This window comes from Mycobacterium sp. 4858 (assembly GCF_900240975.1).
Taxonomy (GTDB): domain Bacteria; phylum Actinomycetota; class Actinomycetes; order Mycobacteriales; family Mycobacteriaceae; genus Mycobacterium.
This window is the reverse complement of the sequence record NZ_LT968776.1, coordinates 2502947-2526877: the sequence shown is the minus strand read 5'-3', so window position 1 is coordinate 2526877 and position 23931 is coordinate 2502947. Positions and strand designations below refer to the sequence as shown.

Sequence of the window (23931 nt, the reverse complement as noted above, 5' to 3'; positions counted from 1 at the left end):
GCGCTTGCGATCGCCACTAGCCAATGATGGCGACCCGCCGCGCCCGGCTACGCCGCGCTTGCGATCGCCACTAGCCAATGATGGCGACCCGCTGCGCCCGGCTACGCCGCGCTTGCGATCGCCACTAGCCGGCCGGCTCCAACAGCTCGGTGCCCACGAACGGCACCAGCGCGTCGGGCACCCGCACGCTGCCGTCGGGCTGCTGGTGGTTCTCCAGGATCGCGACCAGCCACCGGGTGGTGCCCAGCGTGCCGTTGAGCGTGGCCGCGGTCTGCGGCTTGCCGCCCTCGTCGCGGTAGCGCGTCGCCAGCCGGCGCGCCTGGAAGGTGGTGCAGTTCGACGTCGACGTCAGCTCGCGGTAGGTGCCCTGCGTCGGAACCCAGGCCTCGCAGTCGAACTTGCGCGCGGCCGACGAGCCGAGATCGCCCGCGGCGACATCGATCACCCGATACGGCACCCCGATGCGGGCCAGCATCTCGCGTTGCCAGCCGAGCAGCCGTTCGTGTTCGGCCTCGGCCTCGGCGGGGGTGCAGTAGACGAACCCCTCGACCTTGTCGAACTGATGCACCCGGATGATGCCGCGGGTGTCCTTGCCGTAGCTGCCCGCCTCCCGCCGGAAGCACGACGACCAGCCCGCGTAGCGCAGCGGCCCGTCGGACAGGTCCAGGATCTCGTCGGCGTGGTAGCCCGCCAGCGGCACCTCGGAGGTGCCGACCAGATAGAGGTCGTCGACCTCCACCCGGTAGATCTCGTCGGCGTGGGCGCCCAGGAAACCGGTGCCGGCCATCACCTCCGGGCGCACCAACACCGGCGGGATCATCGGGATGAAGCCGTTGTCGACGGCCAGGCGCAGCGCCAGCTGCAGCAGCCCCAGCTGCAGCAGCGCGCCCCGGCCGGTCAGGAAGTAGAAGCGCGATCCCGACACCTTGGCGCCCCGCTGCATGTCGATGAGTCCCAGGGATTCGCCGAGCTCGAGGTGGTCTTTCGGGTTGTCGATGGCCGCTGGTTCGCCCACGACGTCGAGGACGCGATAGTCGTCTTCCCCGCCGGCGGGCACCCCCTCGATGACGACGTTGGAGATCGCCATGTGCGCCGCGGTGAACGCCGCCTCGGCCTCGGCCTGCTCGGCTTCGGCGGCCTTGACCTGCTCGGCCAGCTCCTTGGCGCGCGCCAGCCTGGCCGGGCGCTCCTCGGGCGACGCGGAGCCGACGCTCTTGCTGGCGGATTTCTGTTCCGCGCGCAGCGCGTCCGCCGACGAGATCGCCGCCCGGCGGGCGGTGTCGGCCTGCAGCAGGGCGTCGACCAGCGCCGGGTCCTCCCCACGGCTGAGCTGGGAGCGGCGCACGGCGTCGGGGTCTTCCCGGAGCAGCTTCAGGTCGATCACGGCCCTGAGACTACTTTTTCACTTCCGGGCCGGTGGCACAGCGTCCCACCCGCAACATCCCAGGACTCACATCAGTAACTTTTGTCACGTGGCACAAGCGCTCCTGTCAGAATGGAGCCGATGTCGCAAGCGCCCGAGACGGAGGCCCCGCAGGCCTCCACCGCCGCGCCGGAACAGCCGCAGGCCGGCTTCCGGTGGCCGCGGAGTCTGCAGGCCCAGGCGACCAGGCGTGCTCTGTTGCTCACCGCGCTGGGTGCCCTGCTGATCGCCGGCCTGGTCACGGCGCTGCCGGTTGGCGGCACCGGGGCGGGCCGGTTCTCCGGCTACCTCGACGGCAACCCGGTGCCCACCACCGGAACCAAGAGCGACGCCGCCTTCAACAAGGCGGCCAGCGGTGACTGCCTGACGTGGCCGGACGCCACCCCGGAGTCGGCGAAGATCGTCAACTGCACCGACGATCACAAGTTCGAGGTCGCCGAATCGATCGACATGCGGACGTTCCCAGGCTCCGAGTACGGCCCTAACGCGGCTCCCCCGTCGCCCGCTCGCATTCAGCAGATCACCCAGGAACAGTGCGAGTCCGCCGTGCGCAACTACCTGGGTCCCAAGTTCGATCCCAACAGCAAGTTCACCGTCAGCCTGCTGTGGCCAGGCGACCGGGCCTGGCGCCAGTCCGGCGAGCGCCGCATGCTCTGCGGTCTGCAGCTGCCGGGGACCAACAACCAGCAACAGGCCTTCAAGGGCAAGGTCGCCGACGTCGACCAGTCCAAGGTCTGGCCGGCCGGCACGTGCCTGGGCATCGACTCGACCACCAACCAGCCGATCGACGCCCCGGTGGAGTGTGGCGCGCCGCACGCGATGGAGGTGACGGGCACGGTCAACCTGGCCGAGAAGTTCCCCGGCGCGCTGCCGGCGGAGCCCGACCAGGACGGCTTCATCAAGGATCAGTGCACCAAGATGACTGATGCCTACCTGGCTCCGGTCAAGTTGCGCACCACCACTTTGACGCTGATCTACCCCACCGTGCCGCTGGCCAGCTGGACGGCCGGGAGCCGCGAGGTCGCCTGCAGCATCGGCGCGACGCTGGGCAACGGCGGCTGGGCCACGCTGGTCAACAGCGCCAAGGGGCAGTTGCTGATCAACGGCCAGCCGCCAGTGCCGCCGCCCGACATTCCCGAAGAGCGGCTCACGATGCCACCGATTCCGCTGCAGGTGCCGGCCCAGTCGCCGTCGACCCAGACCGGCTCCGCCCCGGAGATCCCGCCGAACAATCAACATCTTCCCGGGCAGCAGCCCGTGGTGACGCCCTCCCAGGCGCCCGCATCGGATTCCCCGGCCCCCCAGGCGCCGCCGCCCGCGGATGCCGGGGCGCCGCCCCAGGCGCCTCCTCCTCCCCAGGACGCCGGAGCGCCCCCCGCGGCGGGGGAGGCACCGCCTCCAGGGCCGGCACCCGGGGGCTGACCGAGTGCCCGCGCGGATGGACCCGCAGCGGTTCGACGAACTGGTTTCCGACGCGCTCGACCTGATCCCGCCCGAGCTGGCGGCGGCGATGGACAACGTCGTCGTCCTGGTCGAAGATCGCCACCCCGAGGACGGCGAACTGCTCGGGCTGTACGAAGGGGTCGCCCTGACCGAGCGCGACTCCGACTACGCCGGGTCCCTGCCCGACGCGATCACCATCTACCGCGAGGCGCTGCTGGACGTCTGCGAATCCGACGACGAGGTCGTCGAGGAGGTGGCGATCACGGTGATCCACGAGATCGCCCACCACTTCGGCATCGACGACGACCGGCTGGAAGAGCTGGGCTGGGCCTGACACCTAAGCCGCGCCGGCTTTCCGGGCGCGGCATCCCGGATTTGTCCGCGCCCGGTGCTATGAACGGCTCATGAGTGCTGACTGCCGCGACTGCCGGGCGGGTCTAGATCACTGTCACGGCACCATCATTCGCCATGCCCTGCGCCGCTCGGAATGCACGGAGCCGGACTGCTTCAGCCCCGAGCTGTTGCCGCACGCCTTCGTCGTCGACTGCGACGCGGTCGGCTGCGATTGCTTCGAATCCGTCGCGCTGGCCGTTTGATCGACCGTCAGCCCATCGGGTCGGTGCTCGAGTGCACCGCGTCCGCGACGGGGGTCGCCTCGGTCTCGGGGTAGAACGGGGGTGTCAGGCTGCCCCACCGCACGCAGCTCCAGCGCCCGTCGGTGATGGGAGCCAGCACCACCGATTCGGCGTTGTCCAGGTGGTTGTCCAGCGCGAAGCCGGCGTCCACCCCGGCCAGCACCGCGGCGGCCAGCCGGATGGCGGCGCCATGGCTGACGACGACAATGTCGCCGGTCCAGTCATGGTTGTCGAGGTAGCGCAGCCGCAGGTCGGTCAGCACCGGCACGTAGCGGTCCAGGACGTCGTTGCCGGTTTCCCCGCCGGGCAGCGGGACATCGAGGTCACCGCGGTGCCACTGCTCGTAGATCGCGTTGAACTCCGCGACCGCGTCGTCGTCGCTGCGGTTCTCCAGCCCGCCGACCTGGACCTCGTGGATCCCGGCGACCTCGGTGGCGGCCATCTGCAGTTCGCCGCCGATGACCCCCGCCGTCTGCGACGCGCGGATCGCCACCGAGTGAGCCAGCAGCGCCGGGCGTCCCGCACCGCGGGCGAAGGCGCGGGCCTGGTCGCGGCCCAGCGGCGTCAGCTCGGCCCCCGGGGGGCGGGTGTCCAGCCTGCGCTCGACGTTGCCGTAGGACTGGCCGTGTCGCAGTAACACCAGCCGGCCGGTCATAGCTCGATCCCCCCGGCAGCGGTTTCCGGTTTGCCCTCTCGGAGCCGCGACAGCCAGCGGGCCGCCTCGTCGGCGGGCGGCGGCAGCACACCCGCGGGCGAGCCCGTCGGCCAAGATCCCAGGTATCGCACATCTGCACAACGCCGGTGCAGCGCTTTGAGTGCCTCGGCCACCGCGTCGTCGTCGATGTGGCCCACGCAGTCGGCGAAGAACACGTAGGTGCCCAGTGCCGTCCGGGTCGGGCGGGATTCGATCCGGGTCAGGTCGATGCCTCGGATCCCGAATTCGGTCAGCGCGCCCAGCAGCGCACCGGGCGCGTTGTCGATGCGCAGCACCACCGACGTCCGGTCGGCGCCGGTGCGGGCCGGCGGCGGGCCCGGCGGGCCGACCAGGAGGAAGCGGGTGCACGCGTTGGCCTCGTCGACCACGCCGCTGGCCAGTGCGGCCAGCCCCCAATGGGTCGCGGCCAGCGGCGAGGTCACCGCGGCGTCGGCCTGACCTTCGGCCACCTGACGAGCCGCGTCAGCGTTGGAGTAGGCGGGCCGCAGCTCGGCGTCGGGCAGGTGGGTCGCGACCCAATGCCGCACCTGCGCCGCCGCCACGGAAAACGCCGCCAGCGTGCGCACATCGGCGGCGGCGCGACCGGGCTCGACGACGATCGTGAAGGCGACGTCCAGGGTGGTCTCGGCGAACACCTGCAGGGGCGAGCCGATGGCCAGGCTGTCGAGCGTGGGGGTCACCGAGCCGTCGATCGAGTTCTCGATGGGCACGCAGGCGTATTCGGCACCGCCATCACGGACGGTGTCCAGCGCCGCGGCGGTGCTGTCGATCGGCAGGCGCCGGACCTCGCCGGGCGGCTGGCCCGGGATCAGGCCGGTGGCCGTGATCTGCGCCAGCGCCGCCTCGGTGAAGGTCCCTTCCGGACCGAGATAAGCGATGCGGACCACGCCCCAACCCTAGCGGCGACCGTCGCCAAACCGCTCCTTGCGGCATCCCCCGACTTAAGTTAACTTAGGCTTACCTAATTTGAGGAGAATGGTGTTACCGCTGACGTGCCCCGCCCCGACAACGGCCGAACGGATCCGCAGCGCGTGCGTGCGCGCCGGCGGAGCCCTCCTGGCGCTGGAAACCGCGCACCCGCGCCAGGACCCGGTCGTGACGCCCATCCATCACCTCCTGCCCGACGGGTCGTTCGCGCTGGCGCTCCCGAGTGAGAGCGACGGCCACCCCCAACGCGGGGTCGCAGGATCGCAGGCGCTGCTCGAGTTGACCGACTACGCGCCGCTGCCGCTGCGGGAGCCGGTGCGCTCACTGGTGTGGGTGCGCGGGCGTCTGCACGAATTCCACCCGGCCGAGGTCGCCGAGACGGTCGACCTGATCGCCGCCGAGTGGCCACACCCGGCGTTGCTCCAGGTCGACACCCCGAGGTGCGCGCCATCGGACGGGCAGGAACCCCGGTACACGCTGGTCCGGCTGGAGATCGCGTCCGTCGTCGTCACCGACGCCACCGGCGCCGAGCCGGTCAGCGTCGAGGATCTCCTGGCGGCCCGGCCCGACCCGTTCTGTGAGATCGAGTCGAACCTGCTGTGGCACTTGGACACCGCCCACAGCGACGTGGTTGCGCGGCTGGTGTCCCGGCTCCCGGCGCCGTTGCGTCGCGGGCAGGTCCGCCCCCTCGGCCTCGACCGCTACGGCGTGCGGTTCCGCGTCGAAGGCAAGGACCGCGACCACGACGTCCGGCTGCCCTTCCACAAGCCGGTGGACGACATGACCGGATTGAGCCAGGCCATCCGGGTGCTGATGGGGTGTCCGTTCATCAACGGCCTGCACGCCCGCCGGTAGCCCAACCGGTCGTGTCGGGCCGACCCGGCCGCGTACGTTAACCAGGTGAACGGCGATCGACCAGCGCAGCGGCCCGAGCCGCGTACCGAACCGTCGCCGGTGATTCGCCGCGGGGCCCACCCCACGACACCGGCCGAACAGACCACGCCGCTGCGTCGGCCGACGCCACCCCCTCCAGCACCCCAGACGCCGCGCCCTGTCCCATCGGCGCCGCGCACCCGACAACCGCCCGGCCCGCCGCCCCGGCCCACCGCGCCGGGGCCACGTCGCAGGCGCGGCTGGCGCCGCTGGACGCGGGCGTTCGCCTCGACCCTGGTGATCGGCGTCCTGCTGGTCGGCATAGGTGCGGTATGCGGGGCCGTGTGGTTCGACAGCAGGCTGCACCGCGACGACGTTCTCACCGACTATCCGGGACGCCCCGGACCAGGCCGGGGGACGAACTGGCTGCTCGTCGGCTCCGACAGCCGCCAAGGCCTCAGCCCCGAGCAGCAGGAGAACCTGGCCACCGGCGGTGACATCGGCAGCAGCCGGACCGACACCATCCTGCTGGTACACCTGCCCGAGCTGTGGTCCGGCGGGCGGGTGACGATGGTGTCGATACCGCGGGACTCCTACGTCCCCATTCCCGGCCACGGCAAGGACAAGATCAACGCCGCCTTCGCGATGGGCGGGGCCGGCTTGCTGGTTCAGACGGTGGAACAGGCCACGGGGTTGCGCCTCGACCACTACGCCGAGATCGGATTCGGCGGGTTCGCCGGCGTGGTCGACGCGCTGGGCGGGGTGACGGTGTGTCCGACGGCTCCGCTTGACGACCCCTTGGCCGGGATCAACCTGCCCGCCGGCTGCCAGAAGCTCAACGGCCGCAACGCCCTCGGATACGTCCGGACGCGCGACACCCCGCGGGCCGACCTGGACCGGATGGTCAACCAGCGGCAATTCGTCGCGGCGCTGCTGCGCGCAGCCGGCAGCCCCGCGGTGTGGCTGAACCCGTGGCGCTGGTACTCGGTGCCGCGCGCGGTCGCCGACGCCCTGACCGTTGACCGCGGCGACCATGTCTGGGACCTGGCCCGCCTCGGCTGGGGACTGCACGGCTCCCCCACCGCCATGACCGTCCCGATCGGGGAGTTCACCAACGGCGACGCCGGATCGGTAGTGGTGTGGAACCACGACGAGGCCAGCCGGTTGTTCGAGGCGCTGGCCTCCGACGCGCCCGTGCCGACGGCTCCGCCGGACTAGTCGCACCCCTCGCCGCCGCGGCCGTTCTGCAGATAGGCCTTCGTCCGGCCCGGGTGGTGGGTGGCGAGCCACGCCACCCCGACATCGCGGCAGAAGTCGAGATCGTCATACTCGTCGACATTCCAGCAGTACACGGCCCGGCCCTGGGCGATCGCGCGGTCCGCGAGCTGGGGATATTCCTTCAACGTCGCCAGCGACGGCCCGACGGCGGTGGCGCCGACGGCGGTGGCCGCGCCGCTGGTCAAGTAGCGCGCGGTCCTGCCGAGCAGCACGGTCGGCAGCAGCGGGGCGGCCCGCCGGATCCGCCAGACCGCGGCCGCCGAGAACGACATCACCACCGCGCGGGACCGGTCGGCGGAGGGAGGGGCGGCGATGCCGAACCGGTGCAGCAGCGCCAGCAGCTTGGTTTCCACCAGCGAGCCGTAGCGGACCGGGTGCTTGGTCTCGATGAACAGCTTGACCGGCCGCCGCCAGTCCAGAACGAGCGAGACCAGGGCGTCCAGTGTCAGCAGGCTGGTGTCACCGTGGGTGCCGTCTTCGCGCCAGCTGTCGTGCCACGCCCCGTACTCGAGCTCGCGCAGCTCGGCAAGGGTCATCGTGCTGACCAAGCCGGCCCCGGTCGAGGTCCGGTCCAGCCGGCGATCGTGGACACACACCAGGTGGCCGTCGCGGGTCAGGCGCACGTCGCATTCCACGCCGTCGGCGCCTTCCTTGAGCGCGAGGTCATAGGCGGCCAGCGTGTGTTCGGGCCTGGCGGCCGACGCGCCGCGGTGGGCTACCACAAAGGGGTGCCCGGCGAGCACCTCCTCGGCCCACGTCATACGCCTAATGCTGCCGCTTCCTGACCCTCCAGCTCAACCGGGCGCGATGTCGGCGCCGAGTCGTTGGAGACCACGACCCAGCGGTGCGCGGGCCGCTCGACCGGTTTGCGCTCGAAGTCCTCGAAGACCCGGGCCGCGGCGGCCACGGTGAGTGCGGCGAGCAGGTAGGCGAAAACCATCGTCATCGTGTTGTTGGCGATGCCCTGGGCATCCCTGGCGAAGCTGGTCGCCATGGCGAAGACGGAGACCAGGTAGCTGGCGACCCACGCGATCCACCACTGGACGATGGGTCGACGTATCCGGCCGTAGTGCTCTTCCAGGATCGCCAGCTCGATGACGTAGACCGGCGCCCACAACAGATTGGCCAGCGGCACGATGCACCCCGCCCACAGCGTTCGGGTGGACCGCGGCTCGGGCAGACCGTGGTGCGCGAACACGGCGGCGCGGCGGGCGATCAGCCAGCGGATCAGCATCACGCCGGAAGTAAACACCGCCGCGATCGCGGCGACGCTGGCCAGGATGCCGAGCCAGTCCGCCCCGGCGGCGACCCAGGAGTTCAACAAGGTGTTCCGATTGATGATCAACAGCACGTACCGCACCGCGTAGACCAGGGCGGCTATGCCGAGGGTGAGGACGCTGACGAACAGCGTGGTGCGGATCCTCGGCGCCGACGGCGCGTGCGCCCCGGTTTGGGCGGCCGCCGGCGTTGGCTCGATGCGGTCGGCCAGGCCCCAGCGCGGGATCACGGCATAACGCGGCGTGGGGCCGAGCGGACGCCGTCCGCGCCTGGTGGGCGGAGCGGCGCCCGGGCGCACCGCTATCCAGCGGAAGCCCGGGGGCAGCCGCGGCGGGGTGCGCTGCCAACTCGGCGGCGCGGACGGCCGTGGCGCCGGCGCGGCGTTGGTTGCGCCCCACCGCGGGTCGGGCGCCGGCGCGTCCGCCAAGGGCGCCATCAGCGCTCCCCGACAGCGGGGACACCACTCGCGTTGCCGCTCGCGCACGTTCCACCGCGTGCCGCATTGGGAGCACACCTGGATCACCGGACTAGCCTAGCCTCGCGACGATGCGCGCCGCGGGACGCGGCGGCCCGGCCGAGCTGAGCCCAGTCGGCTATCTACCCAACGCCCGTGGCTATCCACAGTTTCCACAGGTTTATCCACACGCGGACGGTGGGTAAGGGAAGCATTACTACAGCACTACCGGCTAGCCGTGGTTCGACATGTGGATAACACCGCGGTCTTTTTGTCTTGCCATGGACAGCCCGCCACCGCCGTCGAGCGAAATGGGTTGCCTTGCTAAGCACCCGAAGCGCAGCGCGAGTGACCGCCGGTCACATTCTGCGGCCGATCACCTGCGCCAACCCGCAGTTCAGTGCGTCGTTTTCCAAGCCCGCCCTGAGGCGTTATGATCGCGTTCGCGAAAAATTGTTTGTGACTCACCTCACTGTCGCGGGGTGAGGAGCGGGTGAAAGGCGATTGATGGCCACGCATTCGTTCGGTCCGGGTTCACCGGCCCCCTCGAGGTCGTACTCCGGCTCGCCCGCGTGGAACCACAGCTACAGCGTCGCCGCCTTACGTGCCGGGCTGATCGCCCTCGCGCTGCTGGCGGTCCTCGCCCTCATCGTTTTGTCTTGATCCCAACTGTCTTGATTCGCCGCCGAGCGGGTATCCGCCTTCGGGGCTGATAGCCATTCTTGCGGTCCGTGCAGTCATGGAGCAGGGTTGTCTACGGCTGGCCGCCGCGTGGCAGGCCCGCGCGAATGAGCGTTAGTAGACAATCGAAGAAAGGAACGCCGTGGCTGAATACACCCTGCCCGATTTGGACTGGGACTATGCAGCGTTGGAACCGCACATCTCGGGTCAGATCAACGAGATCCATCACACTAAGCACCACGCCACGTACGTCAAGGGCGTGAACGACGCCGTTGCCAAACTCGAAGAGGCGCGCGCCAACGACGACCACGCCGCGATCTTCCTGAACGAAAAGAACCTTGCGTTTCATCTCGGCGGCCACGTCAACCACTCGATCTGGTGGAAGAATCTGTCGCCGGACGGCGGCGACAAGCCCACCGGCGACCTGGCCGCCGCGATCGACGACCAGTTCGGGTCGTTCGACAAGTTCCGCGCCCAGTTCAGCGCGGCCGCCAATGGCCTTCAGGGTTCGGGCTGGGCGGTGCTGGGCTATGACACGCTCGGCGATCGACTGCTCACCTTCCAGCTGTATGACCAGCAGGCCAATGTCCCGCTCGGCATCATTCCGCTGTTGCAGGTCGACATGTGGGAGCACGCCTTCTACCTGCAGTACAAGAACGTCAAGGCGGACTACGTCAAGGCGTTCTGGAACGTCGTCAACTGGGCCGACGTGCAGAAGCGGTACGCGGCGGCCACGTCGAAGACCGGCGGGTTGATCTTCGGCTGAGTCCACCTCGATCGGCAGGGGCGTCGCGCGGCATGCGCGGCGCCCCTGTCGTTTGTCCGGCGAGAAATCGGGCATTCCGAGAACATGTGCGCCACTGGCCGTGTCGGGTTGCACGGCGCCGAACCCGCAGGCATGCTTAATCATTCGAGCTACCAGTGTGGTTAATCGGATGGAGGCGTCGCGCGGAGGTCGAAAATGGAGACTGGGTCTGACCGCCCGATAGGGGTTTCCCCTTTCCATGCTCGTGGTGCCCTGAAAGGGTTTGTGATCTCCGGGCGTTGGCCCGATTCGACCAAAGAGTGGGCCCAGTTGCTGATGGTCGCGGTCAGGGTGGCGTCACTTCCCGGATTGCTCTCCACGACAACGGTGTTCGGCGCCCGGGAGGAGTTACCCGACGCCCCCGAGCCGGGCACCGTCGGCCTGGTGCTCGCCGAGGGCACCGTCTTCGGTGAATCGGCAATCCAGCCAGGCTATTTCGCCGATCACCAGCCCCCGGCGCTGCTGATGTTGCATCCCCCCTCGGAGACCACCCCTTCCCTGCCGGAATGCAGCGGCGCGGCGTCGGGATGCGTCCTGCTGCCCGGGTTGCCGTATCTGGGACTCGAGCATCGGGCGGCCTGGGTGGAGGCCGAGGCGGACGGGACCATCACGTCCATGGTGAGCCGAGTCGGCGTGGACCCCATCTCCCACCCGGACACCGCGATTCTGGCGATGCTGCTTGCCGCGTAATCGTTCGACCCGGTGCTCGCACTACCGCCCGTCCCGCGTGCCGGTCCGGTCGGTCTGAAGGGGTCGCGGTCAGGTCGGCCGCTTCGCGCACGCCACCCCGCGTGGCCCGGCCGGCAGTCGGCGGCTGATACCGCGCGACGAACGCCGATTCACATCCCCGACACGGCCACACGCGCCGAATTCCGGGCGCGGTAAGGACCCGACAGCAAATAAGGCGTTAAGCAAGCATAAATTGCTGCCCCGTTGCGGTGCGCCTGCCCAGCACGTCCGCATTCTACACTTCGCCGAGCGCGGCGCCGCCGCCCCGCCACCTTGGCCGGAAGGCCGGATTCTGCGGATAACCTGTGAGTTTCGCAGATTTAGTGGACACCCCAGCGAATCAGTTAGACGCTCGTCAAGTGTGGCACCGGCAAGCTACAGCTACGCCCGGCCCGAATACGTGGGGGTTTGCACCTGGTTAGGTACACCAACCCTCGCTACCATGATCAGCAAATACACCTAGGTAATAGTTCACTTCTACAGCCAAGTGGAGGTCATATCCAATGAGCACGACGTTCGCTGCTCGCCTGAACCGCCTGTTCGACACGGTGTATCCGCCCGGACGCGGGCCGCACACCTCCGCGGAAGTGATCGCGGCGCTCAAGGCTGAGGGCGTCACGATGTCGGCTCCGTACCTCTCGCAGTTGCGGTCGGGCAACCGCACCAACCCGTCGGCGGCGACGATGGCCGCATTGGCCAACTTCTTCCGCATCAAGCCGGCTTACTTCACCGACGACGAGTACTACGAGAAGCTCGACAAGGAGCTGTCGTTCCTGGCCACGATTCGCGATGACGGGGTGCGCCGCATTGCCCTGCGCGCATCCGAGTTATCCCCCGAGGCCCAGCACGAGGTCATGCAGCGGGTCAACGAGCTGCGCCGCGCGGAGCACTTGGACGCATAGCGCGAGCCCGCGCCCGCACTCGGCTGGCCAGCCCCTACCTGGAGGGCTCCCGCCCGCCCATTCCGATTAGGGTTGGCTCACGGATCGCGCACGCGCGAAAGCGATAGTCCACGAGAGACCGGGGAGGCGGCCGGGTATGGGCCTGTTCCGCAAGCGAAAGAGTCGCGCGACGCGTCGCGCCGAAGCCCGTGCGATCAAGGCCCGCGCGAAGCTGGAGGCCAAGCTCGCCGCCAGGAACGAGACCCGCCGTTACAAGGCGGCCCAACGTGCGGAGGCCAAGGCCCTCAGGGCGCAGATCAAGGCCCAACGGGACAGCGACCGGACCGCGTTGAAGGTCGCCGAGGCCGAACTCAAAGCGGCGCGCGAGGGCAAGATCTTTTCGCCGGCGCGCATCAGGCGGGCGCTGACCGTGTCCCGGTTGCTTGCGCCGGTCCTCACGCCGGTCATCTATCGCGGCGCGGTCTCGGCGCGTGCGCTGATCGATCAGCGCCGCGCGGATCGACTCGGGATACCTCTCGCCCAGATCGGGCAGTTCTCCGGCCACGGCGCGCAGCTGTCCGCCCGGATCGCCGGAGCGGAGAAGTCGCTGCGGGCCGTGCAGGACAAGAAGCCCAAGGACGCCGAAACCAAACAGTTCGTAGCGGCCATCACCGAGCGGCTCACCGACCTGTCGGCGGCCGTCACCGCCGCGGAGAACATGCCGGCCGCGCGACGCCGGGCGGCCCACGCCGCGATCTCGTCGCAGCTCGACGGCATCGAGGCGGACCTGATGGCCCGGCTCGGGCTGAGCTGACGCACGGATGCGCCCGCGCAGACTGTCGAGGCTGGCCCGCCTCCCGATCGCGGTGGCCGCCGCCGTCGCCCTCTACCTGGCCTCTGCGGCCCACCTTCCGGCGGCCGGGGCACACGTCCACGCCAGCAGCGACGACGCGGTGCGCGGCGCCATGGCAGTCGTCACCTTTCAGGTCCCCAACGAATCCAACACGGGCGCGCTAACCACCGCTCTGAGTGTCGCCCTGCCCGACGTGGCCTCGGCGCGGGCCGAGAGCATGCCGGGGTGGACGATCAAGCTCGACCGCGACGCGGCATCGGGCGCCGTGCACTCGGTGACGTGGACGGCCGCGCCGGGCGGCGGGATCGCGGCCGATCAATTCGCGCTGTTCCGGATCTCGGTGAAGCTGCCCGACACCGAGACCGCCAGCTTCCCGGCCACGCAGACCTATTCGGACGGAGCCGTCGTGAAGTGGGACCAGCCGCCGCAGCCCGGCGGCGGCGAACCCGAACACCCCGTGCCCACGCTGGCACTCGCCGCCGGACCCGTGGCGCCGCACGACCACCACCCGGCGCCCGGGCAGCCGACCGAGCAGGCGACCGCGCCGCCGCAGCCCAGATCCGCGGACGACACCGCCCGACTGTTGGGCGGCGCGGCCCTGGTCCTCGCCGCGCTGGGAGTCTGCATTGCGCTGATCCGCCGACGGACATGAGGCGGTTGGCGGCCGCCGCCGCATGCGTCGGCGCCCTGCTGATGATCGCCACCCTGACGGCGCCGGCGGCATCGGCGCACGCCGCTCGCGTCTCCACCGATCCGGCCGACAAAGCGATCCTCACGACCGGTCCCGAGCAGGTCAGCGCTACCTTCAACGAACAGCTGCAGACCACGTTCGCGGCCATGACCGTCGTCGGGCCCGACGGCAACGTGTGGTCCGCCGGCGACCCCACGGTGCGGGGCGCGGTGGTCGGCATCGGCCTGCGGCCGCTGGGGCCGGCCGGGACCTACACCGTCAATTACCGGGTGACCTCCGCCGACGGTCACGTGGTCTCCGGATCCTGGTCGTTCCGGCTGACCGTGCCGGGCACCGGCACTCCGGGGCCTCCGGCGGGCGGGGACCACGCCGGAGGCCGGGACTCGGCGGTCCCGGTGTGGCCGTTCGTCGTGGTGGCGGCGGTGCTCGTCGCCGGAGGCGCTGTGTGGGCGCTGCGGCGCCGACCGTGACCGGCGGCCGAGGCGCCCGCACCCGTGCTGGCATGATGGGTTCGAAGAACCCGCGTCGGCTAGAGAACTACTGAAAGATTGCTCAAGGAGCGGCCGCATGGCAGACCCGCAGGACCAACCCAACAGCGAACCCGACGGCGCATCGACCCCGCCGCCGGAAAAGAAGCCTCCGGCCAAGGCGGTCAAGAAGGCCGCGAAAGCTCCCGCCAAGAAAGCTCCTGCGAAAAAGGCGCCCGCCAAAAAGGCACCGGCGAAGAAGGCACCGGCGAAGAAGGCACCCGCCAAAGCCGTCCAGCCCCCCGCGAAGGCCGCCGAGCCACCGCTTGAGGTGCAGCAGCGAATCGAAAGCAACGGCGATCTCACCGCGGCCGCCAAAGACGCTGCGGCACAAGCAAAATCCACAGTCGATGCCGCCAACAACCCGGTTTCCCCCGACGTTCGCGGTTCGGTCCTGAGCCAGTCGCCGGTGCCGTTGATCGTCGCCCTGGCCGTCAGCCTGCTGGCGATCCTGTTGATCCGGCAGCTGCGGCGCCACTGAGCGCCCGCGTAGCCGCTACCGTGTCAGGCGTGACCGTGTCATTCCAGCCGACCGCCGACCTCGTCGACGACATCGGACCCGACGTACGCAGTTGCGACGTCCAATTCCGCCAGTTCGGTGGCCGCCACCAATTCGCCGGGCCGATCAGCACGGTGCGCTGCTTCGAAGACAACGCGCTGCTGAAATCCGTGCTGTCCCAGCCGAGTGCGGGCGGCGTGCTGGTGATCGACGGCGGCGGCTCGCTGCACTCGGCGCTGGTCGGCGACGTCATCGCCGAGCTGGCCCGCGCCAACGGCTGGGCCGGCCTCATCGTCAACGGCGCGGTGCGTGACGCCGCCGCGCTGCGTGGCCTCGACATCGGCATCAAGGCGCTGGGCACCAACCCCCGCAAGAGCAGCAAGACCGGAGCCGGCGAGCGCGACGTCGAGGTCACGCTGGGTGGGGTGACGTTCGTCCCGGGTGAGATCGCCTACAGCGACGACGACGGCATCGTCGCCGTCAAGCCCTAAACCGCAACCGGCGCACGCTTTTTCGCGAATCGCAGGCCCTCGTCGTCAACCTTGCCGCGCCGGATGGTGCGCATGTCGAAGAGGTAGTTCTGCTTGAGCCGCCATGGGGCGCGCGACCCCGACTTGGGCAGCAGGTGCATCGAGCGCTGGAAATAGCCAGGGTTGAAGTCCATGAACGGCAGTTCGTCGACGTCGGCGCCGGGGTGCTGCGGCTCAACGAAGTCAAATCCCTTGTCGTCCATGTAGTTCAGCAGCCGGCAGACGAACTCGGAGACCAGGTCGGCCTTGAGGGTCCACGACGCGTTGGTGTAGCCGAAGGTGATCGCGAAGTTGGGCACGCCGGAGAACATCAGGCCCTTGTAGGTCATCAACGATGTCAGCTCGATCGGCTCCCCGTTTCGGGTGGGCCGCACCCCGCCCAGTAACTGCATGTTCAATCCCGTTGCGGTGATGATGATGTCGGCCTGCAGTTCCTCGCCCGAGGTGAGCCTGATCCCCGTCTTGGTGAACCGGTCGATGGTGTCGGTGACGACGTCGGCCTTGCCGTGCCGGATGGTGCGGAAGAAATCGCCGTCGGGGGCCAGGCACAGCCGCTGATCCCACACGTTGTACCGCGGACCGAAGTGCTTTTCGACGTCGTAGCCCTCCGGCAGGCGCCGCTTGGCCATGGTCATCAACGTCTTGCGCATGTAGGCCGGGCGCTTCCTCGACAGCTGGTACTGGAAGGTGCTGAACGCGATGGCCTTCCAGCGATTCGCGATGTGCGCCAGCCGGCCCGGCAGCAACCGGTTGGCCTGCTCGGCGAACGGGTCGATCCCGGGCAGCGAGCCGATGTACGTCGGCGAGCGCTGCAGCATCGTGACGTGGCCAGAGCCGGTGTTCACCAGCGCCGGGATCAGCGTGATCGCGGTGGCTCCGGAGCCGATGACGATGATCTTCTTGCCGGTGTAGTCGAGGTCCTCCGGCCAGTGCTGCGGGTGGACGATCCTGCCCTCGAAGTCCTCGGCGCCGGGGAAGATCGGCGAATATCCCTCGTCGTAGTTGTAGTAGCCGGTGCAGGCGAACAGGAACGAACACGTCAGCTCGCGCTGGTCGCCATCGGATTCGACGATCAGGGTCCAGCGGTTCTCGGCGTCGGACCAATCGGCGGCGACGACGCGCTGGCGGTAGCGGATGTGCCGGTCGATCTTGTTCTCGACCGCGGCCTCCTTGATGTAGTTCTTGATGTCGGCGCCCTCGGCGATCGACTGCGCCGAGCGCCAGGGCTTGAACCGGAACCCGAGGGTGAACATGTCAGAGTCCGACCGGATGCCCGGGTATTTGAACAGGTCCCAGGTGCCGCCCAGGTCGTCGCGGCGTTCGAGGATCGCGTAGCTCTTGGTCGGGCAGCGCTCCTGCAGGTGCCACGCCGCGCTGATCCCGGAGATGCCGGCGCCCACGATGATCACGTCAAGGTGCTCACTCATGCGGCCACGCTATCAACGTGCTGTCGATTGAGTCAACGCTGTGTCGAAACTTTCGACGCTGTGTAAAGTAACGGGCGTGACTACCGCCGGCCAGACCCGTGCCCTGCGTGGCCGCCGCGCCATCCGCCCCTCCGGCGACGACCGTGAACAGGCGATCCTGGCGACCGCCGAACGGCTGCTGGAGCAGCGCTCGTTCACCGACATCTCCGTCGACGACCTGGCCAAAGGGGCGGGGTTGTCGCGCCCGACGTTCTACTTCTATTTCAAGTCCAAGGAAGCAGTGCTGCTCTCCCTGCTGGAGCCGGTGATCGCGCGCGCCGACTCCGAGTTCGACGGGGCCGTCCAACGGCTGCCGGAGGATCCGCGCCGGGTGTGGCGTAACGGCATCAAGGCGTTCTACAAGGCGTTCAGTTCGCACCGCCGGCTGGCCCGCGCCGCCACCGAGGCCTTGGCGACGAGCTCCGAGTTGCGGGTCGTGTGGTTGGGGTTCATGCAGAAGTGGATCGATCAGACGGCGGCCATGATCACCGCGGAACGCGCTCGCGGCGCCGCCCCGGAGACGATTCCGGCGGCGGACCTGGCGACCTCACTGAACCAGATGAACGAGCGCACGATGATGGCCGCGTTGTCCGCCGAGACGCCGGCGGTCGACGAGGACCGGGTCGTCGACACCCTCACCCACATCTGGGTGACGAGCATCTACGGCGAAACCGGCTAGGTGGCGATCGCAAGCGCGGCGTAGCCGGGCGAAGCGGGTCGCCACCATCGGAACGTGGCGATCGCAAGCGCGGCGTAGCCGGGCGAAGCGGGTCGCCACCATCGGAACGTGGCGATCGCAAGCGCGGCGTAGCCGGGCGAAGCGGGTCGCCACCATTGGATGGCGTCACCCACCCGTGCGAACATATGTTCGTGCGGTGCGACGCGTCCATCCTGCACGCGGACCTGGATTCCTTCTACGCGTCCGTCGAACAGCGCGACGACCCGACGTTGCGGGGCCGCCCCGTGATCGTCGGGGGTGGGGTGGTGCTCGCCGCCAGCTACGAGGCGAAGGCCTACGGTGTGCGCACCGCGATGGGCGGCGGCCAGGCGCGACGGCTGTGCCCGCACGCCGTGGTGGTGCCGCCGCGGATGCGGGCTTACAGCCGCGCCAGCGAGGCGGTCTTCGAGGTGTTCCGCGACTGCACACCGATCGTTGAGCCGCTCTCGGTGGACGAGGCGTTCCTCGACGTCGGCGGGCTGCGCCGGGTTTCGGGGACACCGGTCCAGATCGCCGCACGGCTGCGTGCCGACGTGCGAGAGCGGGTCGGGCTGCCCATCACCGTGGGCGTCGCCCGGACCAAGTTCCTCGCCAAGGTCGCCAGCCAGGAGGCCAAGCCGGACGGGCTGTTGCTGGTCCCGCCCGACCGGGAGCTGGCCTTCCTGCACCCGCTGCCGGTGCGGCGGCTGTGGGGTGTGGGCGCCAAGACGGCAGACAAACTCCACGCCCACGGGCTGGTGACGGTCGCCGACGTCGCCGAGCTGAGCGAATCGACGCTGGCGTCGCTGCTGGGCTGCGCGATGGGCCGCCAGCTGTTCGCCCTGTCCCGCAACATCGACCGCCGGCGGGTGACCACCGGAGCGCGTCGCCGGTCGGTGGGCGCGCAGCGCGCGCTGGGCCGCGCCGGCAACACGATGTCACCCGCCGAGGTCGACGCGGTGGTGGTCAACCTGATCGACCGCATCACCAGCCGGATGCGCGTCGCCGGACGCACCGGGCGCACGGTGACGCTGCGCCTACGGTTCGACAACTTCGGCCGGGTGACGCGGTCGCGGACGCTGCCGTGGGCGACGTCCTCGACGCAGCCGGTCCTGGCCGCCGCGCGCCAGCTGGTAGCGGCGGCCGCGCCACTGATCGCCCAGCGCGGGCTCACGCTGGTCGGCTTCGCGGTGTCGGGCATCGACCGAAGCGGCGCCCAGCAGCTGACGCTCCCCTTCGACAACGACGAGCACCGGCTCGCGATCGATGCGGCGATCGACCGGGTGCGCGATCGCTACGGCAAATCCGCGCTGACGCCCGCGGTGCTCGTGGGCCGCGACCCCGGGCTGGAGATGCCGCACCTACCCGACTGAGCGGTTTGCACCTCGTTTCGAATTCTCCTACGCCGCAAATGTTTTCAATGATTTGAGGTTGATGTGAGACGGTCTTCGCCCGTGGCGCGTCCGAAGCCCCGCTAACTAGGCTGGGGAAAACCCGACCTCGAAAGTGAGTAACTGAACACGATGCCGCCGGACAAGGCCCGCGCAAGCGGCCCGCCCCGCGAAGGCATCCTGCTCGGTTACAGCGCTGTATTGGCGTTGTCAGCGGGTTTCGTCAACGCGGTCGCGCTCCTGATCCTGGCCTTGCCGGTCGGTAACCTCACCGCGATCACCACGCAGTTGGGCATGAACACGGCCAACCCGTGGCTCTATGAAGGCCACGTGCTCGGTGCGATCTTTCTGGGCTTCCTGATGGGCGCGACGGTGGCCGGGGCGGTTCTCGCGCCCACCGAAGCCCTCGCGGGCCGCCGGCACGCCTTCGTGCTGCTCACCGAGGCAGCCCTCCTGGTGCTGGCCGCCGCCGGCGTGGAGGAAACCTTTGTCAGGCGGCAGATCAATGCGCTAGGAGTCGAGCTAACCGCGGTGCAGGCGCTGCTGGCCGCCGCGGCCCTCGGTCTCCAGAACGGGATGACCTCGAGCTTCCGCGGGATGGCGATCCGCACCACCCACTTCACCGGGACGGTCACCGACCTCGGGCTGATGCTCGGCCGCAGTCGGCAACACGGCATCAAGAAATGGAATGCCGCGATTCTGGTGACGACGCTCCTATTGTTTCTGGGAGGGGGCGTGGCCGGGATCGTGTTTGGCGCCGAGTTGGGCGGTTACGCGTTGCTCATTCCGGCCGCGACCTGCGCGGCCGTCGCCGGGGCCAACGTGCTGCATGGTGCTGGCCGCAAAGACGAACCGGTTCCCGATGCCGAGGAAGCCGTGCGGGTCTGAGCCGGCTCAATTCGAGCCCGCCCACTCCAGCAGCTTGTCGGCCGGCCAGGCGTTGACGATCCGGTCGACGGGCACGCCGTTGTCCACGGCACGCTGAGCGCCGTAGCCCAGAAAGTCGAGCTGGCCGGGCGCGTGTGCGTCGGTGTTGATGCTGAACACGCAGCCGATGTCCAGTGCCAACTTGAGCAGGCGGGTCGGCGGGTCGCGCCGTTCGGGCCGCGAATTGATCTCCACCGCGGTCCCGTGCTCGCGGCAGGCGGTGAACACCGCTTCCGCGTCGAACTTCGACTCCGGCCGGATGCCCCGGTTTCCGGAGACCAGCCGGCCGGTGCAGTGGCCCAAGACGTCGGCATGGGGATTGGACACGGCCCGCACCATGCGCCGCGTCATCGCCGCGGCATCCATCGACAGCTTCGAATGCACGCTGGCCACGACGACGTCGAGGCGCTCGAGCAGCTCGGGCTCCTGGTCGAGGCTGCCGTCTTCGAGGATGTCCACCTCGATCCCGGTCAGGATGCGCATCGGGGCGAACTGGTCACGCAGCCTGTCGATCACGTCGAGCTGGGCGCGCAGCCGTTCCGGCGACAGCCCGTTGGCGATCGTCAGCCGCGGCGAATGGTCGGTCAGCGCACAGTACTCATGCCCCAGCGCGGACGCGGTCGCCATCATCTCGTCGATCGGAGCGGACCCGTCGGACCAGTTCGAATGCAGATGCAGGTCGCCGCGCAACGCGGCACGGATGTCACCGCCGCCGAGATCCTCTGCGGTGGAACGCAATTCGACGAGGACATCGGGCTCGCGGCCCGACCAGGCCTGGTCGATCACCTTCGCGGTTTTGGGCCCGATCCCGGGCAACGACTGCCAGCTGTTGGCCTGGCCGTGCCGCTCCCGCGCCGCGTCGTCGAGACCCTCGATGATGTCGGCGGCGTTGCGATACGCCATAACCCGCCGGGGATCGTGGCGGCTGCGGTCCTTGTAGTAGGCGATCTGCCGCAAAGCGTCAACGGGATCCATGGTTCCAGTGTGCCCGCGCGGTGACTGCAAGCGGGGCGCAGCCGGGCGGCGCAGGCGACCGCCACAATCCCCTAGACGAGCGTCACCCGCTTGCTCGGGGTCGCCCTCGGACTTCTGCATGGCCGATGCTGTTGCGCCACAGATGATTCCGGTGCCAAGAAACTTCAGCGAGCTGTCGCTCACAGTTAATCCGACATGCGTATAACTAGCTGAGCTAAACGTACGTTCGGCTAAGGATCGCGCCGAGGGAACGGAGACGTCGTCGTGGATTATGGGTTGCTGCCCCCTGAGGTGAATTCCGGGCGGATGTATGCCGGGCCGGGCTCGGGACCGATGCTGGCGGCCGCGGTGGCCTGGGATGCGTTGGCTGCGCAGTTGGAGTCCGCCGCCAGCGGCTACTCGGCGGAGGTGTCGGGGCTTACCGGGCGGTGGTTTGGTCCGTCGGCGACGAGGATGGCGGCCGCGGCCACACCGTTCGTGGCGTGGTTGCAGGCCAGTGGGATTGCGGCAGCGCGCACCGCGGCCCAAGCGTACGAGGCGGCGGCGGCCTACGAGGCCGCGTTCGCGATGACGGTGCCCCCGCCGGTGATTGCGGCCAACCGGGCGCAGTTGATGGCGTTGATCGCGACCAACTTTCTCGGGCAGAACACCCCGGCGATCGCAGCCACCGAAGCCCAGTACATGGAGATGTGGGCCCAAGACGCTACCGCGATGTATGCCTATGCCGCTGCATCGGCGCCCGCGAGCACCCTGACCCCGATTCACGAACCGCCCCAGACCACCAACGAGTCCGGGCGCGACGCGCAGGCCCGTTCGGTTGCCCAGACCGCGGGCAACACAACCGGCGCCCGCACCCAGTCACTGACCCAGCAACTCAGCACCAACGCGACCCGCCAGCTAGCCTCCCCCAACACCGCCGTCACCGGCGAGATCACCGGGCCCGGCACATACGGCCCCGGCACCTACACGACGTCGCAAGGGGGCATCGTCAATATCGGCGCCGGCAGTTCCCTCATCATCGACGCTGGCACTTTCAACGTAAATTACAGCTGCACCATCAACATCGAGTCCGGCAGCACATTGATCCTCACCAACGGCGGCTGGATGCAAATGATCGGCAATGGCGCGACGTTGACCATCCAGAACGGCAGCAGCTTGACGCTCACTGCGCAAAGTATCTGCGGCATGGGGGCCTTTTCCGGCGATAGCGTCACGATCTCTGACAGCATCGTCACGGTCGGGGTCGGGTCCACCGGAGGAGCATTGGAAACCTACGGTGGAACTCTCAACATCGTCAGCGGAGTGGTCTCCACGACCGGCAACGTCGTCCTCGCGCAGCCATACACCATCAGCGCGGCCGCCGCCGTACCGTCGGCGTCAACCGGGGCGGGCGCACTCCCCGGGGCGGGCGTGCTCAGCAGCTCACCTGGCCTGGCGGGAACCGCGGGAATTCAACCTCAGCTCGACGCACCCAGTCTCCTGCAATGGGCGCAGAGCCTATCCGGGGCCGAGGCGGCGGCGGGAGCGGTCTGAGCATGACCGCCCACAAGCACACCGGGAGGCTCGAGCGGCCGGTTCACATCAGTTGGCCGACCACGAAACCGGCGAGCAGAACGCAAAAGCCCCCGATCTCGCCGGCGATAAGCAACGCCATCGCCAACCCCGTGCCCGTTGCGGGGTCCGCGAATTGGTTGACGGTGTCGCGCCGCGCCCCGTGCCCGATGTAGCTCAGGATGGCGCCGACGAAGAAGAAGACGACCACACCGGCCGCGCTCAGGTTGACCCACGTCGGCCACGCGCTGAGCTCGACGAAGACCGCCAGCAGCAGCGTCGCGAACGAGTAGAGCAACGCCGCCCGGTGTGCGATGTCGACGTAGGGATGGGCGCGATGGTCAGGCGCGGCCATGATCTGCCGGTACTTCCACACCCCGAGCACCAGCGCCAGCAGAAAGATCAGGCCGGCCGCCAGCAGCGTGACCTTGGTGTCGAGTCCGAGGGAGTAGCTCATCGCTCCGCTGAGTTTAGTTGCCCTTCATAAAGATCGACTAGCGTGGATTCCATGCGATTCGCGTTCAAGACCTCACCCCAAGACACCACCTGGGCGGACATGCTCGCCGTCTGGCAGACCGCCGACGATATCGACGTCTTCGAGTCCGGGTGGACCTTCGACCACTTCTATCCGATCTTCTCCGACAGCACCGGGCCCTGCCTGGAGGGTTGGACGACGCTGACCGCGCTGGCGCAGGCCACCAAACGACTGCGGCTGGGCACCCTGGTCACCGGGATCCATTACCGGCACCCGGCATTGCTGGCCAACATGGCCGCCGCGCTCGACATCATCTCCGGCGGCCGGCTCGAGCTGGGCATCGGCGCCGGGTGGAACGAGGAGGAGTCGGGCGCCTACGGCATCGAATTAGGCAGCCTGAGGGAACGCTTCGATCGGTTCGAGGAGGCGTGTCAGGTGCTGATCAGCCTGCTCAGCCAGGAGACCACCGACTTCGACGGCAAGTTCTACCAGCTCAAGGGCGCCCGCAACGAGCCCAAGGGCGTGCAGCGCCCCCACCCCCCGATCTGCATCGGTGGCAGCGGGGAGAAACGAACGCTGCCCCTGACCGCCCGCTACGCGCAGCACTGGAATTTCGTCGGCGGCCCGCCGGAGGAGTTCGCGCGCAAGCGCGACGTGCTGGCCGCGGAGTGCGAGAAGATCGGCCGCGACCCCAAGGAGATCACGCTGTCGGCCCACCTGCGCCTGGACGAGGAGCGAAATTACCAGCAGGTCCTCGAGCAGGCGGCGGGACTGGCGGCCGAAGGGCTCGACCTGGGCATCCTGTACATCAACCCACCGCACGACCCGGCCGTTCTAGAACCGCTGGCCGAGGCCATCCGCGATTCGGGGCTGTTGGACGGCTGATCGCGGGCCGGCCGCCATGAGCGGCTTTGAGCAAACCCCCGAGTGTTTTACGCGGCCGCGTCGGCTGTTCACACGCCGAAGAGCAGCAGATCCTCGGCCGTAACCAGACGTTCGTGCTTGGCGGGAAACTCGCGACTTTTGACCGGGTGGCGCAGCCATGACCAGGCCATTCGCCCCACCCGCGATCGAGGTAATGGATTCATATGCACAGTGACCACTCCTGCGACGGTCTGTTCAGCCGGGGCCTCTGTGGCATGAAGCCCACAGCGGTCCATTAGACACCCCCGCCCTGGCAAACTAGGGCAGGCTCGCCCAACGATTGTCGGCGTGTTTCTGGTGTGA

Annotated in this window: 27 protein-coding genes and 1 pseudogene; 19 read left to right on the top strand and 9 right to left on the bottom strand. The window is 68.9% G+C overall.

Annotated elements, in window-relative coordinates; genetic code table 11:
* Positions 1 to 124: 124 nt before the first annotated feature.
* Positions 125 to 1384 carry a serine--tRNA ligase gene (gene serS, locus C1737_RS20360; protein WP_102419312.1) on the bottom strand — a complete coding sequence of 420 codons (1260 nt, stop codon included), beginning with the start codon at positions 1382 to 1384 and terminating at the stop codon, positions 125 to 127.
* Between the two features lie 111 nt (positions 1385 to 1495).
* Here serS and C1737_RS20355 point away from each other — a divergent pair, with 111 nt between their 5' ends.
* The 3 genes and pseudogenes from C1737_RS20355 to C1737_RS20345 all read left to right on the top strand — a co-directional run bounded on the left by C1737_RS20355 (position 1496) and on the right by C1737_RS20345 (position 3462).
* The gene (locus C1737_RS20355; RefSeq protein ID WP_067925830.1) at positions 1496 to 2845 is read left to right on the top strand and encodes a septum formation family protein; all 1350 of its coding nucleotides are present in this window, start codon (positions 1496 to 1498) and stop codon (positions 2843 to 2845) included.
* A gap of 4 nt (positions 2846 to 2849) precedes the next feature.
* Positions 2850 to 3274: pseudogene (locus C1737_RS20350) on the top strand (metallopeptidase family protein).
* Complete coding sequence (locus C1737_RS20345; protein WP_068056628.1) at positions 3271 to 3462, top strand: hypothetical protein; 192 nt, start codon at positions 3271 to 3273, stop codon at positions 3460 to 3462. The pseudogene C1737_RS20350 and the gene C1737_RS20345 overlap by 4 nt, the downstream one beginning before the upstream one ends.
* 7 nt (positions 3463 to 3469) lie before the next feature.
* Here C1737_RS20345 and C1737_RS20340 read toward each other — a convergent pair whose 3' ends face one another.
* Together C1737_RS20340 and pheA are read right to left on the bottom strand one after the other, a co-directional pair.
* Positions 3470 to 4156: a histidine phosphatase family protein gene (locus C1737_RS20340; protein ID WP_067925820.1), complete on the bottom strand. Its 687-nt coding sequence runs from the start codon at positions 4154 to 4156 to the stop codon at positions 3470 to 3472.
* Positions 4153 to 5103: a prephenate dehydratase gene (pheA, locus tag C1737_RS20335; protein WP_102419310.1), complete on the bottom strand. Its 951-nt coding sequence runs from the start codon at positions 5101 to 5103 to the stop codon at positions 4153 to 4155. Before pheA ends, C1737_RS20340 begins: the two co-directional genes overlap by 4 nt.
* Positions 5104 to 5194: 91 nt before the next feature.
* On the opposite strand from pheA, the gene C1737_RS20330 reads away from it, so the two are divergent.
* Positions 5195 to 5998: a DUF2470 domain-containing protein gene (locus C1737_RS20330; protein WP_102420042.1), complete on the top strand. Its 804-nt coding sequence runs from the start codon at positions 5195 to 5197 to the stop codon at positions 5996 to 5998.
* A 45-nt stretch (positions 5999 to 6043) separates the two neighbouring features.
* The gene (locus C1737_RS20325; RefSeq protein WP_068096587.1) at positions 6044 to 7234 is read left to right on the top strand and encodes an LCP family protein; all 1191 of its coding nucleotides are present in this window, start codon (positions 6044 to 6046) and stop codon (positions 7232 to 7234) included.
* On the opposite strand, the gene C1737_RS20320 is transcribed toward C1737_RS20325, so the two are convergent.
* Both C1737_RS20320 and C1737_RS20315 read right to left on the bottom strand, forming a co-directional pair.
* The gene (locus C1737_RS20320; RefSeq protein WP_067925810.1) at positions 7231 to 8055 is read right to left on the bottom strand and encodes a glycerophosphodiester phosphodiesterase; all 825 of its coding nucleotides are present in this window, start codon (positions 8053 to 8055) and stop codon (positions 7231 to 7233) included. The two genes, C1737_RS20325 and C1737_RS20320, sit on opposite strands and share 4 nt — an antisense overlap.
* On the bottom strand, positions 8052 to 9095 hold the full coding sequence (locus C1737_RS20315) for a DUF4328 domain-containing protein (protein WP_102419309.1): 1044 nt from the start codon (positions 9093 to 9095) through the stop codon (positions 8052 to 8054). Before C1737_RS20315 ends, C1737_RS20320 begins: the two co-directional genes overlap by 4 nt.
* Positions 9096 to 9533: 438 nt before the next feature.
* On the opposite strand from C1737_RS20315, the gene C1737_RS26910 reads away from it, so the two are divergent.
* From C1737_RS26910 to rraA, 9 genes are all read left to right on the top strand, one after another.
* Positions 9534 to 9689 carry a hypothetical protein gene (locus tag C1737_RS26910; RefSeq protein ID WP_197509347.1) on the top strand — a complete coding sequence of 52 codons (156 nt, stop codon included), beginning with the start codon at positions 9534 to 9536 and terminating at the stop codon, positions 9687 to 9689.
* Between the two features lie 160 nt (positions 9690 to 9849).
* A complete protein-coding gene (locus C1737_RS20310) occupies positions 9850 to 10473 on the top strand; it encodes a superoxide dismutase (protein ID WP_067925807.1) in 624 nt (207 codons plus the stop codon).
* Positions 10474 to 10668: 195 nt separating this feature from the next.
* Positions 10669 to 11202, top strand: coding sequence for a peptidase (locus C1737_RS20305; protein WP_067925804.1), 534 nt, complete (start codon positions 10669 to 10671; stop codon positions 11200 to 11202).
* A 542-nt stretch (positions 11203 to 11744) separates the two neighbouring features.
* Positions 11745 to 12143 carry a helix-turn-helix transcriptional regulator gene (locus C1737_RS20300; RefSeq protein ID WP_102419308.1) on the top strand — a complete coding sequence of 133 codons (399 nt, stop codon included), beginning with the start codon at positions 11745 to 11747 and terminating at the stop codon, positions 12141 to 12143.
* A gap of 136 nt (positions 12144 to 12279) precedes the next feature.
* The gene (locus C1737_RS20295; RefSeq protein WP_067925798.1) at positions 12280 to 12936 is read left to right on the top strand and encodes a DUF6474 family protein; all 657 of its coding nucleotides are present in this window, start codon (positions 12280 to 12282) and stop codon (positions 12934 to 12936) included.
* Positions 12937 to 12943: 7 nt separating this feature from the next.
* Positions 12944 to 13627, top strand: a complete 684-nt coding sequence (locus C1737_RS20290) for a YcnI family protein (protein WP_102419307.1) — start codon at positions 12944 to 12946, stop codon at positions 13625 to 13627.
* On the top strand, positions 13624 to 14136 hold the full coding sequence (locus tag C1737_RS20285; protein ID WP_102419306.1) for a copper resistance CopC family protein: 513 nt from the start codon (positions 13624 to 13626) through the stop codon (positions 14134 to 14136). The genes C1737_RS20290 and C1737_RS20285 overlap by 4 nt, the downstream gene beginning before the upstream one ends.
* 97 nt (positions 14137 to 14233) lie before the next feature.
* Positions 14234 to 14674 carry a nucleoid-structuring protein H-NS gene (locus tag C1737_RS27445; protein ID WP_067925789.1) on the top strand — a complete coding sequence of 147 codons (441 nt, stop codon included), beginning with the start codon at positions 14234 to 14236 and terminating at the stop codon, positions 14672 to 14674.
* Positions 14675 to 14703: 29 nt separating this feature from the next.
* Positions 14704 to 15183 carry a ribonuclease E activity regulator RraA gene (rraA, locus tag C1737_RS20275; protein WP_102419305.1) on the top strand — a complete coding sequence of 160 codons (480 nt, stop codon included), beginning with the start codon at positions 14704 to 14706 and terminating at the stop codon, positions 15181 to 15183.
* Here rraA and C1737_RS20270 read toward each other — a convergent pair.
* Complete coding sequence (locus tag C1737_RS20270; protein ID WP_102419304.1) at positions 15180 to 16649, bottom strand: NAD(P)/FAD-dependent oxidoreductase; 1470 nt, start codon at positions 16647 to 16649, stop codon at positions 15180 to 15182. The genes rraA and C1737_RS20270 overlap by 4 nt on opposite strands.
* A 76-nt stretch (positions 16650 to 16725) precedes the next feature.
* Between C1737_RS20270 and C1737_RS20265 the strand changes: the two genes are divergently transcribed.
* Positions 16726 to 17367 carry a TetR/AcrR family transcriptional regulator gene (locus C1737_RS20265; RefSeq protein ID WP_102419303.1) on the top strand — a complete coding sequence of 214 codons (642 nt, stop codon included), beginning with the start codon at positions 16726 to 16728 and terminating at the stop codon, positions 17365 to 17367.
* Here the strand turns inward: C1737_RS20265 and C1737_RS20260 are convergent.
* The gene (locus C1737_RS20260) at positions 17364 to 17540 is read right to left on the bottom strand and encodes a hypothetical protein (RefSeq protein WP_304442231.1); all 177 of its coding nucleotides are present in this window, start codon (positions 17538 to 17540) and stop codon (positions 17364 to 17366) included. The two genes, C1737_RS20265 and C1737_RS20260, sit on opposite strands and share 4 nt — an antisense overlap.
* 12 nt (positions 17541 to 17552) lie before the next feature.
* Here C1737_RS20260 and dinB point away from each other — a divergent pair, with 12 nt between their 5' ends.
* On the top strand, positions 17553 to 18758 hold the full coding sequence (gene dinB / locus C1737_RS20255; protein WP_102419302.1) for a DNA polymerase IV: 1206 nt from the start codon (positions 17553 to 17555) through the stop codon (positions 18756 to 18758).
* Between the two features lie 150 nt (positions 18759 to 18908).
* Positions 18909 to 19664 carry a YoaK family protein gene (locus tag C1737_RS20250; protein WP_102419301.1) on the top strand — a complete coding sequence of 252 codons (756 nt, stop codon included), beginning with the start codon at positions 18909 to 18911 and terminating at the stop codon, positions 19662 to 19664.
* Positions 19665 to 19670: 6 nt separating this feature from the next.
* On the opposite strand, the gene C1737_RS20245 is transcribed toward C1737_RS20250, so the two are convergent.
* Entirely contained in the window at positions 19671 to 20678 is a 1008-nt protein-coding gene (locus C1737_RS20245; protein ID WP_067925770.1) for a PHP domain-containing protein, read from the bottom strand.
* Positions 20679 to 20942: 264 nt separating this feature from the next.
* Here C1737_RS20245 and C1737_RS27440 point away from each other — a divergent pair, with 264 nt between their 5' ends.
* Positions 20943 to 22211, top strand: coding sequence for a PPE family protein (locus tag C1737_RS27440; RefSeq protein WP_142393477.1), 1269 nt, complete (start codon positions 20943 to 20945; stop codon positions 22209 to 22211).
* Positions 22212 to 22254: 43 nt separating this feature from the next.
* On the opposite strand, the gene C1737_RS20235 is transcribed toward C1737_RS27440, so the two are convergent.
* Positions 22255 to 22686 (bottom strand): hypothetical protein, encoded by a 432-nt coding sequence (locus tag C1737_RS20235; RefSeq protein WP_102419299.1) that lies wholly within the window; start codon positions 22684 to 22686, stop codon positions 22255 to 22257.
* Between the two features lie 51 nt (positions 22687 to 22737).
* On the opposite strand from C1737_RS20235, the gene C1737_RS20230 reads away from it, so the two are divergent.
* Positions 22738 to 23589 carry an LLM class F420-dependent oxidoreductase gene (locus tag C1737_RS20230; protein WP_067919016.1) on the top strand — a complete coding sequence of 284 codons (852 nt, stop codon included), beginning with the start codon at positions 22738 to 22740 and terminating at the stop codon, positions 23587 to 23589.
* Positions 23590 to 23931 lie beyond the last annotated feature (342 nt).

Coding starts and splice junctions, on each gene's coding strand:
- C1737_RS20305 (WP_067925804.1), top strand. CDS start 10,669: ATGGAGACTGGGTCTGACCGCCCGATAGGGGTTTCCCCTTTCCATGCT.
- C1737_RS26910 (WP_197509347.1), top strand. CDS start 9,534: ATGGCCACGCATTCGTTCGGTCCGGGTTCACCGGCCCCCTCGAGGTCG.
- C1737_RS20290 (WP_102419307.1), top strand. CDS start 12,944: ATGCGCCCGCGCAGACTGTCGAGGCTGGCCCGCCTCCCGATCGCGGTG.
- C1737_RS20245 (WP_067925770.1), bottom strand. CDS start 20,678: ATGGATCCCGTTGACGCTTTGCGGCAGATCGCCTACTACAAGGACCGC.
- C1737_RS20285 (WP_102419306.1), top strand. CDS start 13,624: ATGAGGCGGTTGGCGGCCGCCGCCGCATGCGTCGGCGCCCTGCTGATG.
- C1737_RS20250 (WP_102419301.1), top strand. CDS start 18,909: ATGCCGCCGGACAAGGCCCGCGCAAGCGGCCCGCCCCGCGAAGGCATC.
- dinB (WP_102419302.1), top strand. CDS start 17,553: ATGTTCGTGCGGTGCGACGCGTCCATCCTGCACGCGGACCTGGATTCC.
- C1737_RS20340 (WP_067925820.1), bottom strand. CDS start 4,156: ATGACCGGCCGGCTGGTGTTACTGCGACACGGCCAGTCCTACGGCAAC.
- C1737_RS27445 (WP_067925789.1), top strand. CDS start 14,234: ATGGCAGACCCGCAGGACCAACCCAACAGCGAACCCGACGGCGCATCG.
- C1737_RS20355 (WP_067925830.1), top strand. CDS start 1,496: ATGGAGCCGATGTCGCAAGCGCCCGAGACGGAGGCCCCGCAGGCCTCC.
- C1737_RS20345 (WP_068056628.1), top strand. CDS start 3,271: ATGAGTGCTGACTGCCGCGACTGCCGGGCGGGTCTAGATCACTGTCAC.
- C1737_RS20235 (WP_102419299.1), bottom strand. CDS start 22,686: ATGAGCTACTCCCTCGGACTCGACACCAAGGTCACGCTGCTGGCGGCC.
- C1737_RS20230 (WP_067919016.1), top strand. CDS start 22,738: ATGCGATTCGCGTTCAAGACCTCACCCCAAGACACCACCTGGGCGGAC.
- C1737_RS20300 (WP_102419308.1), top strand. CDS start 11,745: ATGAGCACGACGTTCGCTGCTCGCCTGAACCGCCTGTTCGACACGGTG.
- C1737_RS20270 (WP_102419304.1), bottom strand. CDS start 16,649: ATGAGTGAGCACCTTGACGTGATCATCGTGGGCGCCGGCATCTCCGGG.
- C1737_RS20295 (WP_067925798.1), top strand. CDS start 12,280: ATGGGCCTGTTCCGCAAGCGAAAGAGTCGCGCGACGCGTCGCGCCGAA.
- C1737_RS20320 (WP_067925810.1), bottom strand. CDS start 8,055: ATGACGTGGGCCGAGGAGGTGCTCGCCGGGCACCCCTTTGTGGTAGCC.